The sequence below is a fragment of the Bernardetia aquimarina genome (assembly GCF_042180575.1).
GTDB lineage: Bacteria > Bacteroidota > Bacteroidia > Cytophagales > Bernardetiaceae > Bernardetia.
In genome coordinates, this window is sequence record NZ_CP170094.1 from 4900001 (window position 1) to 4917664 (window position 17664).

At 32.7% G+C, this 17664-nt stretch carries 15 protein-coding genes, 2 rRNA genes and 1 pseudogene (1 of these 18 running past the window's edge); 9 read left to right on the top strand and 9 right to left on the bottom strand.

Annotated features, from left to right (window positions below):
- Together ACE193_RS20925 and rrf are read left to right on the top strand one after the other, a co-directional pair.
- A 23S ribosomal RNA gene (locus ACE193_RS20925) occupies positions 1 to 1394 on the top strand; it begins 1495 nt to the left of the window's first position.
- Positions 1395 to 1519: 125 nt separating this feature from the next.
- Positions 1520 to 1630, top strand: a 5S ribosomal RNA gene (rrf, locus tag ACE193_RS20930).
- Positions 1631 to 2169: 539 nt separating this feature from the next.
- Here the strand turns inward: rrf and ACE193_RS20935 are convergent.
- Positions 2170 to 2745 carry a TetR/AcrR family transcriptional regulator gene (locus ACE193_RS20935; RefSeq protein ID WP_375560151.1) on the bottom strand — a complete coding sequence of 192 codons (576 nt, stop codon included), beginning with the start codon at positions 2743 to 2745 and terminating at the stop codon, positions 2170 to 2172.
- A 100-nt stretch (positions 2746 to 2845) separates the two neighbouring features.
- Positions 2846 to 4114: an LVIVD repeat-containing protein gene (locus ACE193_RS20940; RefSeq protein WP_375560152.1), complete on the bottom strand. Its 1269-nt coding sequence runs from the start codon at positions 4112 to 4114 to the stop codon at positions 2846 to 2848.
- Between the two features lie 340 nt (positions 4115 to 4454).
- Between ACE193_RS20940 and ACE193_RS20945 the strand changes: the two genes are divergently transcribed.
- A complete protein-coding gene (locus ACE193_RS20945) occupies positions 4455 to 5207 on the top strand; it encodes an SDR family NAD(P)-dependent oxidoreductase (RefSeq protein ID WP_375560153.1) in 753 nt (250 codons plus the stop codon).
- Between the two features lie 90 nt (positions 5208 to 5297).
- On the opposite strand, the gene ACE193_RS20950 is transcribed toward ACE193_RS20945, so the two are convergent.
- A complete protein-coding gene (locus tag ACE193_RS20950; protein ID WP_375560154.1) occupies positions 5298 to 7151 on the bottom strand; it encodes a stage II sporulation protein M in 1854 nt (617 codons plus the stop codon).
- A 320-nt stretch (positions 7152 to 7471) separates the two neighbouring features.
- Here ACE193_RS20950 and ACE193_RS20955 point away from each other — a divergent pair, with 320 nt between their 5' ends.
- The 4 genes from ACE193_RS20955 (at position 7472) to accC (ending at position 11316) form a co-directional block, all read left to right on the top strand.
- Entirely contained in the window at positions 7472 to 8230 is a 759-nt protein-coding gene (locus tag ACE193_RS20955) for an RDD family protein (RefSeq protein ID WP_375560155.1), read from the top strand.
- A gap of 245 nt (positions 8231 to 8475) precedes the next feature.
- Entirely contained in the window at positions 8476 to 9045 is a 570-nt protein-coding gene (gene efp / locus ACE193_RS20960; protein WP_375560156.1) for an elongation factor P, read from the top strand.
- A gap of 166 nt (positions 9046 to 9211) precedes the next feature.
- Positions 9212 to 9712 (top strand): acetyl-CoA carboxylase biotin carboxyl carrier protein, encoded by a 501-nt coding sequence (gene accB, locus ACE193_RS20965; protein ID WP_375563374.1) that lies wholly within the window; start codon positions 9212 to 9214, stop codon positions 9710 to 9712.
- A 248-nt stretch (positions 9713 to 9960) separates the two neighbouring features.
- Entirely contained in the window at positions 9961 to 11316 is a 1356-nt protein-coding gene (accC, locus tag ACE193_RS20970; RefSeq protein ID WP_375560157.1) for an acetyl-CoA carboxylase biotin carboxylase subunit, read from the top strand.
- Positions 11317 to 11985: 669 nt separating this feature from the next.
- Here the strand turns inward: accC and ACE193_RS20975 are convergent.
- From ACE193_RS20975 to ACE193_RS21000, 6 genes are all read right to left on the bottom strand, one after another.
- Complete coding sequence (locus ACE193_RS20975; RefSeq protein WP_375560158.1) at positions 11986 to 12210, bottom strand: hypothetical protein; 225 nt, start codon at positions 12208 to 12210, stop codon at positions 11986 to 11988.
- A 30-nt stretch (positions 12211 to 12240) separates the two neighbouring features.
- Positions 12241 to 13503 carry a DNA/RNA non-specific endonuclease gene (locus tag ACE193_RS20980; RefSeq protein WP_375560159.1) on the bottom strand — a complete coding sequence of 421 codons (1263 nt, stop codon included), beginning with the start codon at positions 13501 to 13503 and terminating at the stop codon, positions 12241 to 12243.
- 75 nt (positions 13504 to 13578) lie between these two features.
- Positions 13579 to 13869: a hypothetical protein gene (locus tag ACE193_RS20985; protein WP_375560160.1), complete on the bottom strand. Its 291-nt coding sequence runs from the start codon at positions 13867 to 13869 to the stop codon at positions 13579 to 13581.
- 464 nt (positions 13870 to 14333) lie between these two features.
- The gene (locus ACE193_RS20990) at positions 14334 to 14510 is read right to left on the bottom strand and encodes a hypothetical protein (RefSeq protein ID WP_375560161.1); all 177 of its coding nucleotides are present in this window, start codon (positions 14508 to 14510) and stop codon (positions 14334 to 14336) included.
- 142 nt (positions 14511 to 14652) lie between these two features.
- Entirely contained in the window at positions 14653 to 15258 is a 606-nt protein-coding gene (locus ACE193_RS20995; protein WP_375560162.1) for a class I SAM-dependent methyltransferase, read from the bottom strand.
- 279 nt (positions 15259 to 15537) lie between these two features.
- The gene (locus tag ACE193_RS21000) at positions 15538 to 16179 is read right to left on the bottom strand and encodes a peroxiredoxin (RefSeq protein ID WP_375560163.1); all 642 of its coding nucleotides are present in this window, start codon (positions 16177 to 16179) and stop codon (positions 15538 to 15540) included.
- 315 nt (positions 16180 to 16494) lie between these two features.
- Here ACE193_RS21000 and ACE193_RS21005 point away from each other — a divergent pair, with 315 nt between their 5' ends.
- On the top strand, positions 16495 to 16938 hold the full coding sequence (locus ACE193_RS21005) for a helix-turn-helix domain-containing protein (RefSeq protein WP_375558679.1): 444 nt from the start codon (positions 16495 to 16497) through the stop codon (positions 16936 to 16938).
- A gap of 31 nt (positions 16939 to 16969) precedes the next feature.
- Positions 16970 to 17536, top strand: a pseudogene (locus tag ACE193_RS21010) (IS630 family transposase); the annotation flags it as partial.
- Positions 17537 to 17664: the final 128 nt, after the last annotated feature.

The window sequence follows — 17664 nt, forward strand, 5'->3', positions numbered from 1 at the left end:
CCGAAACGCAAAGGTTTTTAGTAGGTAAATCCGCTAGAGATTGGATTAGGCAATAGTACGACAAACCTTCGGGGGCGTTGATAATCTACATAATAGCTTCCAAGAAAATCCTCGTTAGCGTTAATTTAAGTAGCCCGTACCGCAAACCGACACAGGTAGTCAAGGAGAGAATCCTGAGGCGCTCGGAAGATTCATGGTTAAGGAACTAGGCAAATTTACCCTGTAACTTCGGGAGAAGGGGTGCCGTCTTATAGCGATATAAGCGGCTGCAATAAAAAGGTCCAAGCGACTGTTTAACAAAAACACAGGGCATTGCGAAATCGTAAGATGAAGTATAATGCCTGACACCTGCCCGGTGCTTGAAGGTTAAGAGGGGAGCTTAGGAGTAATCCGAAGGTTTGAATCGAAGCCCAAGTAAACGGCGGCCGTAACTATAACGGTCCTAAGGTAGCGAAATTCCTTGTCGGGTAAGTTCCGACCTGCACGAATGGTGTAACGACTTGGACACTGTCTCAACCATGATTCCGGTGAAATTGAAGTATCGGTGAAGATGCCGATTACCCGCAACGGGACGAAAAGACCCCGTGAACCTTTACTATAGCTTCGCATAGTTGTTGAATACAGAATGTGTAGGATAGGTGGGAGACTTTGAAGGTGCGTCGCTAGGCGTGTTGGAGTCATTGTTGAAATACCACCCTTTCTGTATTTGTCATCTAACCTTGAATAAAGGGACGGTGCGTGGTGGGTAGTTTGACTGGGGTGGTCGCCTCCGAAAGTGTAACGGAGGCTTCCCAAGGTTTCCTCAATACGGTTGGTAATCGTATGTAGCGTGTAATGGCATAAGGAAGCTTGACTGCAAGACAAACAGGTCGAGCAGGTACGAAAGTAGGGCATAGTGATCCGGCGGTTCTGTGTGGAAAGGCCGTCGCTCAAAGGATAAAAGGTACTCCGGGGATAACAGGCTGATCTCCCCCAAGAGCTCATATCGACGGGGAGGTTTGGCACCTCGATGTCGGCTCGTCACATCCTGGGGCTGGAGAAGGTCCCAAGGGTTGGGCTGTTCGCCCATTAAAGTGGCACGCGAGCTGGGTTCAGAACGTCGTGAGACAGTTCGGTCTCTATCTGTTGTGGGCGTAGGAAATTTGCGAAGATCTGACTTTAGTACGAGAGGACCGAGTTGGACAAACCTCTGGTATATCAGTTGTGGTGCTAACTGCATAGCTGAGTAGCCACGTTTGGAACAGATAAGCACTGAAAGCATCTAAGTGCGAAACTGACTTCAAGATGAGATTTCCCTTAAGAGACGTTATAGATGATGACGTAGATAGGTTGCAGGTGGAAGTTTAGAAATAAATGGAGCTGAGCAATACTAATTTCTCAGTAGTCTTTTGTTAGTGTAGGCTGTTTGATATGCAAACAAGCAGTCGTAGTTTTTAGAATGTACTATACACCTTACTTTGTTAAAGAACTTTTTAAGAAATTGGTAGATACATACGACTGTATGTATTTACAGAAGAAAAAGGGTGATTATAGCATAGGGGTACACGTCTTTCCATTCCGAACAGAGCCGTTAAGCCCTATTGCGCCGATGGTACTGCGCTATTCGTGGGAGAGTAGGTCATCGCCCGTCCTTATATGGACAGATACATAATAAAATGTATTTGTGTTGGAAACAAAAATTACAAGCCTTTGTAACTAAGTAGTTATAAAGGCTTTTTTTTGTGTAAAATGTTGTCAGGTTGTAAAAAATATGATAAATAGTTTGTCAATTAATTCAAAATACTTAATGTAATTTTATTCTTTCTTTGAAAAAGCATGTATTTTTCTAAAAAATCTTTGTATTTAGATTAGATAATCTTTATAATTAACGTGAACTTGGTATTATACTTACTGACTGTCAATTAGTTATGCTATTTTTTCAATCATCGGTACTGCCCTTTCGGGCTTACCTTGATTAAAAGTAGGTCAAGGTCAGTCTCGTTAGAGCAGATCGAAAGTAGCTTTCATAGTGCATAGAGAAGGATTTTAGAACATTTTTAATACCGAGGTCATGTTAATTACAGATAAATTTGAACAAGCTTTACAAAGATACTTCTGTTTATTCTTAGATGATTTTTACCGTTTTTTACGATATTGCACCAGAAAATCGTATTGATAATTTTTGAAAAATTACAAAACAGATAACCCCACTTCAATCGTTTTTTCTAATTCTTTTTTGCTAGGATTTATTTTTCCGACTACTTTTAATCCACTATAAAACATAAACAGAAAAGAAGCAATTGATTCTATATTTTTTTGGGAAGAAATTTCTCCATTTTTTATACCTTTTTTCAAATATTCAACAACAAAAAATTCAAATTCCTCTTTATTTTGAATGGCTATTTCTAACATATTATCATTATTTGGAATAAGTTCTGTCATACAATTAATAACAAAACAACCATTTTCTTGAATTTCTTTTTCGCTTGTTATTGCAAGCAAAAACAAATTTTTCAAGCCTTCTTTTACAGATGGTTGATTATCTAAAAAAGTTTTTATTGCTTTTTTATTTTGATTTCTATAATTTTCTAATGCTTTATTAAACAACTCTTCTTTTCCTCCAAAAGTATCATACAAACTTGCTCTATTTATCTTTAAATGATTCACTAAATCTTGAATAGAAGTAGCATGAAATCCTTGTTTCCAAAATAAATTGGTTGCTTTTTCTAATATCTCCTGCTCTTCAAATTGTTTTTTTCGTGCCATAATTTAATTCTATTTTATTTTATAGAAAAAATTCCTATATCAATTGGTGTAATCAATATAGGAACGTTAAAAAAGTTCTAAAGTTTTTCTACTTCTAACTTTATTCTGTTGGAATAATACTCAAAAGGTGCAAATTTTCTGGGTTTTGGTAATCGTATTGATACAAACCATCTTTCCCTATCATCATCAAAATATCATTGTGAGCAATTACATCATATCCATTTATTGAAGCATCTGCACCAATTTGTTGGACATTCAATGGATTAGTAACATTCAAAACCTTCAAACCTGCATCTCCATCACAAACAAAAAGTGTTTTGTTTCTATATTTTGAATCTACACCCAAACCATAGGGGTTTGTCATGGGTTGTGTATTGATTAAAGATGGATTTTCTAAATCGGAAATATCTATCAAATGAAGTTCATTCACTCCACTTCTACAATTTGTTCCATTACGAAGAGTTACATAAGCTGTATTTTCAGAAACTACCACAGGGTCGCAACTTGTTATGTGTTCGTAAGTAGAAACAAACCTTGGCTGACTTGGTAGATCCAAATTATAAATGTGCATTCCTCTTTGAGAACCAATAAATAAATTATTAGTATAAGGAAATAGTGTTTCAATTCCCCATCCTAATTCTATCTCTTGTTTAGCTTCTGGAAAAATAGGATTAATAATAGAATATGGTTTTAAATTATCGCCATTCAGTGTATAAAGATAATTTTGAGTAATAGCAAAACGAGCCATCGAACCTGCAACACCTGCATTTGGGTTGCCACTTCCTTGTGGAAATCCGTTTTGGTCTTCATAAACAAGGTCATTTCCTGTACAATCATTTGTAACAACAACTTCTTTTTCTTCCCAAGCTACTACAACACCATAGTTTGGGTCTGCATAGCCATTATCTCCAAAAATTTGTTTATTAAAAGTATTATTTATGCGTTGAAGAAGTTGAGGGTTTGTAACAACTGTCAAGTCAATTACTAATAAATCAGTATAACTATCAGCATACAAAATATTTCCAGTAATTGCCATATCTACATTACCCGTAATATTCAGAAAACCTACTTGAATAGGATTTGCTGGATTAGAATTATTAATGATATGAATTCCTTTATTGATTTCATTAATAAATAAATATCTATTATAAAAATAAATTTTGCCTACATTTTTTAAAGGACGTGGATTTTGAAGCTCCACAGGAATACTTCGAAATTCGTCATAACTCATAAAAACTGGCTCATAAGAAATATAAGAATAACTACAATCATCTTTTTCACAACTAGAGAAAAACAGGACTGAAAAAATAACTAGAAAACAAAGCAAACTAGATAAATTGAAATAAGGTAAAGTAAATTTTCGATACATAACTTTAATACAAAAAGTGTGAGGAATAAATGAATGGTATATAACAATTAATAAATTTAGAATTTGGGGAAATTCTGAAAGGTAAATACTAAAAAATAAAAGGGTAAAAAGAAATTTTATTGAATCTATTCTTTCTATTTATCTGTACGCAGCATTTTGTAAAAGTGCTGCATTAATAAAGTAAATGAGTCATTTAATTGAAGAATAAAATTACACTTTTTTGTTAATAAATACTAAAGTAGATAAAAACAAAAACCTTGTTTTGGAACGTTCGTTCTAAAATATATCTACACAAGATATTTATTTCATTTTTTATTCAATTTTTAAATTCATTTATTTTATGAGTAATTCATTAGCAGGGAAAATTGCCGTTGTTACAGGTGGAAATAGTGGGATAGGCTATGCCACAGCAGAGGAGTTTTTAAAACAAGGAGCAAAAGTAATCATTACAGGTAGAAATACCGAAAAAGTAGAAAAAGCTGCACAAACATTAGGAGTAGAAGGAATTATAGCTGACCAAGCAAATCTTTCTCATCTTGATTCTTTAGTAGAAAAAGTAAAGGAATTACATGGAAAAGTAGATATTTTGTTTGTCAATGCAGGCATTTTTATTCCCTCTTATTTAGGACAGATTACAGAAGAAGTCTATGATAACCAAATGGATATCAACTTCAAAGGAGCTGTTTTTACACTTCAAAAGTTTTTGCCTATTCTGAGTGAAGGTGCATCAGTTATTAATCTTTCTTCGGTAAATGCTTATACAGGAATGCCTTCTACTATCATTTATGCAGCCACGAAAGCAGCTCTAAATTCATTTACAAGAACAGCAGCAGCCGAATTAGCTTCTAAAAACATTCGTGTCAATGCTGTAAATCCAGGTGTTACCGAAACTCCAATTTTCAATAAAACAGGAATGAATGACGAACAAGTAGCTGGTTTTAAGGCTTCAGTAGTGGATGGAATTCCACTCAAAAGAATTGGTACGTCAGAAGGAGTTGCTAAGTTAGTTAGCTTTTTGGCTTCTGATGACGCTTCTTATATTACAGGTTCAGAGTATAACATTGATGGTGGAATGACACTTATTGGTGCTTAAAAATATTCTTTCTAGGGTGAAAAAATGCTTACAAAAATCAAATTATTAGATTTTTGTAAGCATTTTTTGAGACATACATTTTATAAAAAATTACTCTTCTACTTCTAATGATTCAATACGTTTCTTGAGTGTAGTATTTTCGGCACGCTCCATTATACTAAAATATTGTATTCCGATAGAATAAACGAATAAAGGAACAATAATAAATGTTACCGTCATCAGACCCGAAAAGTACACTACCTGTGCTATTTTGAGAACAAAAGTTTCGCCTTTTAAAAAGTGCATTTCCAAAACTCCAATAAAAAATCCACTCAAACCAGAGTTGAGAAGAACAAAATAAACAAAACCTACTGAAAGCGCAATGGCAAGCATCATAAAACTATCCATAGGTTGAAAAAAGAATAATTTTAAAGCTCTACCAAAGGCTTTAAAAGGATTCTTTGTTTGAGTAGTCCAAGTGTATAACCAAAATAACATCAATGGAACAACTAAAAGAGCTGCAAATATCATATAAGGACTAGAAAAAACAATCGCTTTTAGTAATAGTACCACAAGCAGTGATTTATAGCCATGTTTGAGCAAAAACAAACCAAAGTTTCTAACTGACCACTCTATTTTTCTAGATTCTTGTGTTATAGTTTCAGAGAAAAAATAGAAAGGAGCTGTTAAACCAACTGTCCAAATAAGCGCATGAGCTACCATAAATGGAATACTTGAAATATAATTTCCTGTAATTATAAGTAAATAATACTCTGTCACTTTGTATTTTATATCACGAGGAAAATCAAAATTTGCAATATCCTTAAATACTAAAAGATACATCAAAATAGCTAGTGGAAATAATAAAACAGCACAAATATTAAAAATTGGAACAAAATGTCTTCTATGAATCATCATTGATTCTGTCAAGATATTTCCAAGACTACGTATCTGAAAAAGCTCAAATTCACTGTCTTCACTCGTTTCAGGTAATTTTTGAACAGGGAGTGTTATCTTCTTCGTCTTTACCAAAACATAAGGATAAACAACAAAATAACCCACCATAAAGAGAAGCGAAACCAAAATTAGTGTCCCACGAATAACCAAAGGCATCTCTGTATAACGAGTAAGAAAACTCTCAATAAATCCTGCCAAAATAATCACAGGAACAAGTCCTACCATTACTTTCATTCCACGCCTTGCACTAATCTGAAAGGACTCCAAACGACTAAGTGTTTTGGGGAAAAGCAACCCTTTTCCCATCGTAATGCCTGCTGCCGTAGAAATAACAATCGCCGAAATCTCAAGTGTTCCGTGTAGCCAAACAGCAAAAAGAGAATCTATCATCACATCTTTAGCATAGAAAAAATACTGAAACGAACCCAGCATTATTCCATTATAAATTGAAACAAAAATACTTCCTACACAGAAAAATACCCCCATCACAAAACTCATCAAGGCTACTCGTAGGTTATTAAAAGTAATCTCAAAAAACATGGTTATCTCATTACTACTTTTATAAACAGCCATAGGGTCGCCATTAGCAATATTTCTTTCAGTCATATCGACATAACCATCTCCCAAAATAACCCTTACAAAGTCAATATCTTGTACTGTAGAAAAAACACCAATCAACAAAGCACCAAAGAAAATAAGAAAAGAAACTAAAAGGTCTTTTCGAATCATATACATAGTTGCAGGCAAATCAGTTGTCCAAAAATCTATTAGTTTTTGCCATCTGACACGCTTATTTTTATAAACATCTCTAAATATTTGTTGTGCAATACCATTTAGATACAAACGCACCGAACGATTAGGATAAAATGTACGTGCATAAGAAAGGTCATCTGTAATTTCGACAAAAGATTCACTAAGTTTGTCTGGATTACGCTGGTCGTCTTTGAGTAATTGCTCAAAGTCTTGCCATTTTTCTTTATTTTGTTCTATAAAAATATTTTCTCTCATTATTTTATATATTTTGTCATTGGTGGATATACCAACAACGGCGAGTGAATGATATAGCTAAGAAAAAATATTTTTTTCTTGCTCTACTCTACTTTTTTCTTATCATTTTTGCGTATAAACTACAAAATACTAATTAATTTACTAATTTGTAAACTAAAATCTTTCATTTAGAGCAAAAATCACAAAAAACAAGATTTTTTATTAGATAACTAAATTCTGTCTTGTCTTTATTTATAAAATTAAGACTTAACTAATTTCAAAAAAATAGGTTAAATAATTAACCACTACTTGTTGATAACTATTAATTATTTCGTAAATATATGAAAACCATTTCTATTCGCACTTCTCAAAACGTAACTATTGAATACGAATTACCTTCTACGGTTCAACGTATTATTGCTTGGGTTTTAGATTTAGCTATTCTTATTCTTGCTAACATTATTTTATACCTGCTATTTAGTTGGTTGATTTATGCTGTGGGTTGGTCAGATTTAGCCTATACTTTCTTTAGTTTTCTTGTTATTTTACCTTTATGGTTTTTTTATTCTCTTTTTTGTGAGATTGTTTTTAATGGACAAAGTATAGGAAAAAGAGCGATGGGAATTCGTGTAGTCAAACTCAATGGCGATATTCCGTCACTTTCAGATTATTTTATGCGTTGGGCATTCAGAATGGTCGATATTATGTTTTCTTCGGGAGCTTTGGCTGTGCTTTTAATAACAGGAACTGAAAAAGGACAACGTTTGGGAGATATTTTGGCAGGAACAACAATAATAAAAGTAAAATCTACGCAGCATGTAAATATGAAAGAGCTTCTAAATATTCGTTCTTTCAGAAATTATGAACCTACCTATGAGCGAGTTATTTCTTTTTCAGAGGAAGAAATGCTCTCTATCAAAACTATTCTAAATCGTGCTAGTCGTTTTCCAAAACAAAAGGAAACATATAAATTACTTCAACAGACAGCTACTTTAGCAGCCAAAAGACTAGATATTTCAGGGGAAAAATTTACTAGCCCACAACAAACAAAACAGTTTTTACATACCGTTTTGCAAGATTATATTGTTTTGACGAGATAAAGAATGGGAAATTGGGAAGGAATAACGAGAAGTAGAGGTTTTTATGTGATTTTATGCAAAGAATAGATACTGTTTCATAAAGTGAGTCATTTTATATATAGTTAAATTTTCAAACTATTTTTTTTATCTCATAATTACCAAACTCTCAACTACTTTTCTTAATTTTGCACTTTATAAATTTTCAGTTTGTCTTTACTATCTTCTTTGACTAAAAATATAGCTAAGGAAGATTTATTAAAAAAATTATGGCAAGTACTTCAGATATTAGAAATGGTCTTTGTATTGAATTCAATAATGGACTTTATATAATCACCGAGTTTTTACACGTAAAACCAGGTAAAGGTCCTGCGTTTGTACGTACCAAAATGAGAAATGTAGTTACAGGACGTGTACTTGATAATACATTTTCGGCAGGACACAAAATTACTACTGTACGTGTAGAGCGTCGTCCGTATCAATATTTGTATCAAGATGATAATAGTTTTCACTTTATGCACAAAGATACGTATGAACAAACTTTCGTCGCTGCTGATATGATAGAGCGTTCAGAGTTTTTGAAGGAGGGAATGATTGTAGAAATGATGGTACACGCCGAAACAGAGGAAATTTTGACTTGTGAAGTTCCAGGTTATGTAGAGCTTTTGGTTACTTATAGCGAACCAGGAGTAAAAGGAGATACAGCTACCAATGCTACCAAACCAGCTACTTTGGAAACAGGTGCAGAAATTCAAGTTCCTTTATTTATTGGTGAAGGCGATTTGATAAAAATAAATACAGCAGAGCGTTCTTATATGGAACGTATTCGTAATAAATAAGCCTATTATAGATTCAATAAATGGTTTTTGAAAGTATTTTGATAAGATACTTCTCAAAAACCGTTTTTTATTTCTATTTTTAGGGCATTAAACAAAAAATGAATAAAAAAGTATTCATTTTGACCTAACACGATTTTACTCACACTAAAAGCCATATTTTATGAGCATGAAACCAAAAGAACTTCAAGAACTTATCGAATTTATTAATCAAACAGGATTAGAAGAAGTAAAAATAGAAACTGATAAATTTAAGGTTAGTGTAAAAAGAAGTGCAGAAAATGTAGTTTCTACACAGCCTGTTCAACAATATACACAGCAAATCCCTGCTCCAGTTCAACAACAAGTTGCACAACAAACACAAGCTCCTACCACTACACCACAAGTAGAAGCAAAAAAAGAAGAAGCACAACCAGCAAATACAGGAAATTACATTACTGTCAAGTCTCCAATGATAGGAACATTCTATCGTTCTTCTAATCCAGAAACTCCTCCTTTTGTAAATGTAGGCGATTCTATTAAAGAAGGTGAAACAATTTGTATTATCGAAGCAATGAAATTATTTAATGAAATCGAATCTGATGTTTCGGGTAAGATTGTAAAGGTACTCGTAGAAAATGCTACTCCAGTAGAATATGACCAACCTTTATTCTTAATCGAACCAAACTAATTTTTAGTGATAAGTTATAAGTTGTTAGTGATAAATGAATGCAAATACATTTTTTATCATCAAATTATTAGTTTATAATTAAATATTCACAATTTATAAGTATCACAGAAAATCATTTTAATTTTTTCATTCATAAACCGTCTTTAGTTCATTATTATCATTTTATCAAAACTAATAAATCAATTTTTGTATTTAACTGGTAACTGATAACTGGTAACTGATAACTGATGAGGATAACTGATTAAAGCGTGAAACTTTTTAACAAAATATTAATTGCCAATAGAGGAGAAATTGCCCTTCGTATTATTCGAACGTGTAAAGAATTAGGAATCAAAACAGTTGCTGTCTATTCAGTTGCTGATAAAGAAAGCCTACATGTTCGTTTTGCCGATGAAGCTGTTTGTATTGGTGCTGCCCCTAGTAAAGATTCTTATCTCAAAATTCCTCATATAATTGCTGCTGCCGAAATTACAAACGCAGATGCAATTCATCCTGGTTATGGTTTTTTATCTGAAAATGCTGAATTTTCTGCTATCTGTGCCGAACACGATATAAAATTTATCGGAGCAAGTGCAGATATGATTGACCGAATGGGTGATAAAGCGACTGCAAAAGCAACTGTAAAAGCTGCTGGTGTTCCGACTGTTCCAGGGTCTGAAGGACTTTTGAAATCCATCGAACAAGGAATGAAAGAAGCTAAAGAAGTGGGTTATCCTGTCATCATCAAAGCAACTGCTGGTGGTGGTGGAAAAGGAATGCGCATCATCAATGAAGAGTCTGAATTTCAGAAAGCGTGGGATTCTGCAACTCAAGAAGCTGAAGCTGCTTTTGGAAATGGTGCGATGTACTTAGAAAAATTTGTAGTAGAGCCAAAACACGTAGAAATACAAATTTTTGGAGATGGAAAAGGTGATGCCTGCCATTTGTCTGAAAGAGATTGTTCTATTCAACGTCGTCATCAGAAATTGGTAGAAGAAACTCCTTCGCCTATCATGACACAAGAATTGCGTGATGAAATGGGAGATGCTGCCGTAGCGATTGCAAAGGCTATCAATTATGAAGGCGCAGGAACAGTAGAATTTTTGGTAGATAAATACAAGAAATTCTATTTTATGGAAATGAATACCCGTATTCAAGTAGAACACCCTATTACAGAGGAAGTTACAAGTTTTGATTTGGTAAAAGAACAAATAAAACTTGCTGCTGGAATGCCTCTTTCGGGTAGAAATTATTATCCAAAATCATTCAGTATTGAATGTAGAATTAATGCTGAAGACCCAAGAAAAGGTTTCCGTCCTTCCCCAGGTAAAATTACACATCTTCATATCCCAGGAGGGCATGGTATTCGTGTTGATTCTCATGTCTATGCTGGTTATACAATTCCTCCTCATTATGATTCAATGATTGCAAAACTTATTTCTGTCGGACAGACAAGAGAAGAAGCCATCGTAAGAATGAAAAGAGCGTTAGAAGAGTTTGTAATTGAAGGAATAAAAACAACAATTCCATTTCATTTGAAACTCATGGATCATCCAAAATTTAAAGAAGGAGATTTTACAACCAAATTCTTAGAAACTTTTGATTTTAATTCTATTGAAGAGTAAAAAAAATAGAAATTAGATTTTAGTAGTGAGATTTTGAATACAAAAAGACTTTAATTGACATAGTTCAGTTGAAGTCTTTTTTTATGATATTTTTGTGTATTTTATTTTTGCGTTTTTGTTGGCCTTCCTATTTGATAAAAAAGTAAAAAAGCTGTTGTTAGTCTTTAGTTTCGGCTTGGTTTTACCATAGTTTTCAACGACTTTGTATCCATTCTTAACCTTTTCTTTTTGTATGAAAAAGATAACATTAATTTGTATCTTCTATCAGAAAGGACAGAGTTACTAGTAATATTTGTTTTTGCTTGGTTCATAACAACATTTGTCATTGGTGTCAGTGATTAAAAAAGGTGTTTTTCTAGCAATCTAAAGTTATATAGCTTTAGATTGCTAGAAAAACACGCTTTAAAGCAAAAAAAAGGCATATACTGCTGTATATGCCTTTGGTTTAGTGATTCCTTCAGGATTAATATATTTTAATGTAAATACTTGATTAACAGGGTGTTAAGTAAGGTGTATTGAAATAAGGGGGCAGTATAGGGTGCAAAAGTTAAATAAGAAATATTTATCAATATACCTTCAGTTAGACAGTTCAAATCCTTTTCTAACTAAAAAATACCCATATAAAATAAAATTTATAAAATGAAAAACAAGTATAGGTATGAAAAATATTCATTCTTCTTCATTAGTCAACTTCCTCAACATTTCATTCTTAATCTGCTGTGTTCTATTGCTCACGTCAAATTGGAAAGCACTTAATAAGACCTGCTCATCTTCTCCTGTCATTTTTGAAAGAATCTCGGCTTGGTTCTTTAAAATAATTTCAAGGTGCGCCTGAATAGAAGCATTCGAAGCAATGGTATTTGCAAATAGTTTTTCTGTAGAAATTGAAGACATATTGTTTTTTAGTAAAGATGAGCTACAAATTTACTCTTCTTCCTCTTCATATAAAAAAATACTTTTCCCATTCTCAACACTCATACTTGGCGTGCCATTAAATTCTGAAACTTTTCCAGTAACACAAATCGTTTTTCCTTTCAAATATTCTTCAGGTTTGTATGGAAAGTTTTTGACGTTTTTTGCAAAAATAGAAACTGTAAAAACTTGATTGGGAAAGGCTCTATCTAAATTGATAAAAATATTTCCTTTGCTTGATAATTTGGTACTGACAACTGTTCCACAGATAGTCACTTTCTTATTGGATTTTGTCTTGTACTTCGCTTGATTCGTATTGAAATAACCTTTCGGTAAAGACATAACAGCTATTGACTCTACATCTTGTTGTTCATCACTCGGTATCCAATCTTTGCCTTCAGTCATTGATTCCAGTTTATTTTCTAATTCATCATCAATACTTGAAAAGAAATCTATCTGTGTTAGTTTTTCTATCTCGTTAATGGAAGTTGTGAATGTGGTTAGTAATGATGTGGAAGCAGCATTGGGAAGTAAAAAAGCAATACCACGCTTATTTTTTAGATCAATAGCTATTTTAGCATACTGTTTTGGGATAGCTACCTTATTAACTCCTCGTTCTATTTTTGATAAATTTTTATTGAGAATAGGAAGAGTAACTACATAGAGTGGAGTATTATTTTTGATAACATACCCTCTCAAAGCATCTTCTAAATGCGCCCAAATTTCTCTATTAAATTCGGCTTTTTGAGGACTCATATTGGAATATAAAAATGATTCAGAAAGTGCTTTTTCTGACCATCTAAAGTCAGCAGATGGAGCTAAATGCCCTCTGTCATATCCAAAACCATCGTATTCTAGTTTTCCATTCTCTAAAGTATCTACTAAAAAATAATCTTCTTGCTTGGCAGAACCTGTACTAACTTTTTCGTCTTCTCTAAAATCATTACTTCTACCAAAACTTGTTTGAACAATATCTGGAGTAATGATGTGTGTTACCCATCTCGCCTGTTCATATTCTTCAGTATAAGCGAGTATCATTGCTGAATGTGTAATTACTTCATCTTTAAATTCAGATTTTGGTAGACCAACGCTATTTAAGTCTGAAACAATTTTGAGAAGTTTGAGACTGTCTAAGTGGCTTTTTGTAGTGCTTAGTTTTTGCTCTAAGTTTTTTTGCTCTTGCTTAAAAGTTCGAATTTGCTCGTTTAAGGTTTGTGCCTTTGAAATAATGGTAAAGCAAAAAAACACAAGCAAAAGGATAAACAATTTTCTCATTTTGAATAAAGGGTTGTGTAAGGGAATAGGAATATACAAAAACCTTATTAGTTTATCCTTTAGAACTCAGAAAATTTACTTTTTATTTAGAGCCTTGTCTAGTAGATTTTGAGTAACCTCCAATTGGTACTTTAAAAATTCTACTTCATCCCTAAGAAATTCATTCTCTTTTTTTATTACTTCCAATTCTACAGAATGATTGCTCTGATAAATATCACTTAATTTTTTTGATTGATTAATAATGTTATGATGATTGCCATTTACAACATTATTTTTAGTTTTATAATTATCAAAAATGCTGTCAGCTTGCAAAAATACAATAGTTTGTTGTATTGGAGATGTTTTTTTATTATTTAAGTTTTCCAATGTCGTAAAAATGCTTTCATAAAAATAAAAAGTATTCTAAGTTCGGAGAGTTAGTGATTTGGTAGATAGAAATACAATAGGAAAAGACTACTTAAATTATTTAAGTAGTCTTGGTAAATTATATTTTCCTTATATACTTAATGACAAAAAACACTTCGTAATTACAGATTTTACATTAAAAAAATCAATTACTTTATAAGCTATTGTTTTTCAAAAACTTAGAATTATTATATTTTTTAGAGTTTGTTAAGGGGTGTTAATGAGAGGCTTCAAAAAACAAATTCATTCAATTCCTTTTTGATTTGTTTCCATTGAGGAAGGTGGTTCATTTAGGCGTAGAAACGCTCGTTGTGATGGCGTTCTAGAAGGTGAGTGAGATGAAGTAGTGTTTTGAAGCTGACTATAACTTTGCTATAAAGCAAAAAATGAAGAGTATTAAATTAATCGTAGCCAAGTGGGCATAATTAAAATAATTCATGAAAATGAGTATCAACCATCTCTGCTATATCTGCATCCAACCCAACATTATTTTGTGTGAGGTTAGCCACAAAATTTTGCATTACTTCTAACTTTTCTAAATTACTCATTTCTGAAACCTCCTTATCAACAGGAGATATATCTGTACTTTTATTCTTGTCCATATTTTTATTATAATTTAATATTATGCCAGTAAAGGAATAATAGTATCCCAAACTTCTTTATAATCACTTGATTGCAATAAACCTTTTTCTTCTTTTAACTCTATTGAGTAGATATTCTCATCTACGGATTTTTAGCAAATTCCTACACATTTTTTTTACACTTAATTAAATGAAATGGGTAATTCTCCCTCACTTCCGTTACTTCAAAAAGTCCACTGTTCCCAAATTCTTCTTCTATGGTTTCTTGGTCGTAAAAGAAAATTTTAACACCACCAAACATTTCAAATCGGTCTTTACTTATCTGTGTTCCTTGTCCATAAGTTTGGGCATCTTTTGTTATAGCCGTAAAAACCATATATCCATTTTCTGAGAGTTGGTTAAAACAGTCTTGAATGAGTTTCTTTCTTGCGTCTCTGTTCAGTAAGTAAACCAATCCATAACAAAATATTCCGTCATAGAATTTGTTGTCAAAAGGCATTTCAGTTACAGAACCGTGGAAAATGTTCAGGTCGTTTCCAAAATGTTTTTGAGCTAAATCAATGGCAGTCTGTGAAATTTCAATTCCTGTTACGTTCATTCTACTGTCTATAAAAATTTGTGCATTTCTTCCGTAGCCAATTCCTGGAATTAGAATGTTTTTAATTTTATGCTCAACAAAAAAATCTTTTGTCAAAACGGTAGATTTTGTGGGTTCTAAACCCCACATTTCTTGCTTGTCCTTAAATGCTTCTTCCCAAAATTCTGTCATTGCCATTATTTTTTAGATGCAAACTTTGTCTTGCAATATTTCGTAACTATAGCTTAAATTCTTTACACTTGTCAAAATGTGTTTCACAAGGATATGCTTTTTCAGTCTCGTTGAAATCAAAATTAACTTTCAATTCAAGGTTTTCTGTTTTGATTGAGTTCAAGATGTGGTTTGCTTGAACTTTGTTTTGAATGTTGAGTAGTGTTGTTCTAAAATTACCCATAATGGATAAGTATAAAGGGCGTTTCAATGCCCTTTATACAATGTTATATACTAATATTAGTTCAAGTTTGGCTGAGGAGTTAGTCTTAAATAAGGCTTAATCTCTGTATGTCCTTTCGGGAATAAATTTGGTATCTCATCATTTGAAACTGCAGGAACAATCACACAGTCATCACCATTTTTCCAGTTGGCAGGCGTTGCAACTTTGTGATAAGCAGTTAATTGTAATGAATCAATTACTCGTAGTAATTCATCAAAATTTCTACCTGTTGATGCAGGATAAGTAATTGTTAATTTTACTTTTTTGTCTGATCCAATTACAAATACAGATCTAACTGTCAGTTTGTTATCTGCGTTAGGATGAATCATATCATAGAGTGTTGCCACTTTTTTATCTTCATCAGCTATAATTGGAAAGTTAACAGTAGTATTTTGTGTTTCGTTAATATCATTAATCCAACCATGATGAGATTCTAATCCATCAACACTTAGTGCTGCTACTTTAACATTTCTTTTATCAAATTCAGCTTTGTATTTTGCAACAGTTCCAAGTTCTGTTGTGCAGACTGGTGTGTAATCTGCTGGATGAGAAAATAATATTCCCCAACCATTACCTAACCAAGTATGAAAATTAATTTCACCTTCCGTTGATTGCGCTGTAAAGTTTGGAGCCTCATCTCCTAGTCTAATTGTACTCATTTTTTGTTTATTTAATTGATATTTTTCAAATTTGTATATAACGGTCTAGTGTATGAGCAGTAGCGGATAAAAAAAACGAAAACTTTAATTTCAGCACTGCACTTAGCCAAACCTTGTTTTGATTTTTCAAATTTACGAAAAAATTAGAAATAAGGTTTGGTGGGTTAAAATGTACTACCTTTGGGTTAAGCAACTGAACTCGCTATTGCTTATACCGGTTCTGTGTATGAAACGTAGGGCAGGTGATAAGCACTATCGTTTCGGTTTATTAAGTAGTTAGACAAAATTATTAAATATTTTTTTTATCTTTGTTTTATGAGAGGAAAAAAACGTTTTATTAGTTTGAGTATAGAGGAAGTATCTTCCTTAGAGCAAGGTTGGAAAGAAGGTAAATCATCAACTTTCCGTACTCGTTGTCATTACATTCTTTTAAGCCATCAAGGAAAAAAGGTTAGTGAGATAATGGATTTTTATCAAGTTACTCGCCAATTAGTTATTCGTTGGTTTAATCGGTATGAAAAAGAGGGCATAGCAGGATTAGAGACGAGTAAAGGACAAGGTCGTCGCCCTATTCTTCGTATAGATAATGAAGAAGAAATGAATAAAGTAGAATCTCTAGTTGAAGCCAGTCCTCAAAGTTTGAAAGTAGTTGTTTCTCAATTGGAAGAGGAATTGGGTAAATCTATGTCAGTCAAGACTTTAAAAAGGTTGCTTAAAAAAAAAATGGTGTTGGAAACGCTTCAGAAAAGTAACTGTTAAGAAACCTGACCCTGTTGTATATGAAGAAAAAAAACGTAGTTTAGAATTTCTCATTCTTTTATTTTTAGCAGGCTGTATAGATTTGCGTTTTTGTGATGAGTCTTCCTTCAATTTAGAACCCAATGTTCCTTATGGTTGGTGTAGAATAGGAGAACAAGTAGGCATTAAAAGTAGTAAGGGAGGTAATTTAAATGTATTTGGATTGCTTAACTTGCGTGGAGAACTAAGCAGTTTTGTAAGCACCCAAAACATTAATTCTAAAGTTATCATTGATTGTATAGATCAGTTTGTAGAAACAATTGAAAAAACGACTGTTCTAGTGTTAGATAATGGACCTTGGCATATTTCTAAAGAAATAGAAGAGAAAATAGAGGAATGGGAAGAGAAAGGAGTACTTATTTTCTACTTACCTTCTTACAGTCCACATTTGAATCCCATAGAAACACTATGGAGAAAAATCAAAATAGAGTGGTTAAGACCTCAAGATTTCACGAGTAAAGAAGACTTACATCAAGCTGTAAAAAATATTCTAAAAAAATACAATAGTAAAAAGTATAAAATTGATTTTACTATATATAAAGGAAAATTGTTACGATAATTATGTCTAACTACTTACTTAGCTAAATATAAATATTTTGCTTTTATCTTTTTTCGTAAATGCCAAATTTTATATTTGTCGACCTAACAAAAACACACAGACCTTTGGGTAAGCACAAACACCCTATG

Excerpts from the sequence above, each read along its gene's own strand:
- ACE193_RS20940 (WP_375560152.1), bottom strand. The coding sequence starts at position 4,114 with ATGTATCGAAAATTTACTTTACCTTATTTCAATTTATCTAGTTTGCTT.
- ACE193_RS20955 (WP_375560155.1), top strand. The coding sequence starts at position 7,472 with ATGAAAACCATTTCTATTCGCACTTCTCAAAACGTAACTATTGAATAC.
- ACE193_RS21005 (WP_375558679.1), top strand. The coding sequence starts at position 16,495 with ATGAGAGGAAAAAAACGTTTTATTAGTTTGAGTATAGAGGAAGTATCT.
- ACE193_RS21000 (WP_375560163.1), bottom strand. The coding sequence starts at position 16,179 with ATGAGTACAATTAGACTAGGAGATGAGGCTCCAAACTTTACAGCGCAA.
- ACE193_RS20935 (WP_375560151.1), bottom strand. The coding sequence starts at position 2,745 with ATGGCACGAAAAAAACAATTTGAAGAGCAGGAGATATTAGAAAAAGCA.
- ACE193_RS20980 (WP_375560159.1), bottom strand. The coding sequence starts at position 13,503 with ATGAGAAAATTGTTTATCCTTTTGCTTGTGTTTTTTTGCTTTACCATT.
- efp (WP_375560156.1), top strand. The coding sequence starts at position 8,476 with ATGGCAAGTACTTCAGATATTAGAAATGGTCTTTGTATTGAATTCAAT.
- ACE193_RS20990 (WP_375560161.1), bottom strand. The coding sequence starts at position 14,510 with ATGGACAAGAATAAAAGTACAGATATATCTCCTGTTGATAAGGAGGTT.
- ACE193_RS20995 (WP_375560162.1), bottom strand. The coding sequence starts at position 15,258 with ATGACAGAATTTTGGGAAGAAGCATTTAAGGACAAGCAAGAAATGTGG.
- ACE193_RS20950 (WP_375560154.1), bottom strand. The coding sequence starts at position 7,151 with ATGAGAGAAAATATTTTTATAGAACAAAATAAAGAAAAATGGCAAGAC.
- ACE193_RS20945 (WP_375560153.1), top strand. The coding sequence starts at position 4,455 with ATGAGTAATTCATTAGCAGGGAAAATTGCCGTTGTTACAGGTGGAAAT.
- ACE193_RS20975 (WP_375560158.1), bottom strand. The coding sequence starts at position 12,210 with ATGTCTTCAATTTCTACAGAAAAACTATTTGCAAATACCATTGCTTCG.
- accB (WP_375563374.1), top strand. The coding sequence starts at position 9,212 with ATGAAACCAAAAGAACTTCAAGAACTTATCGAATTTATTAATCAAACA.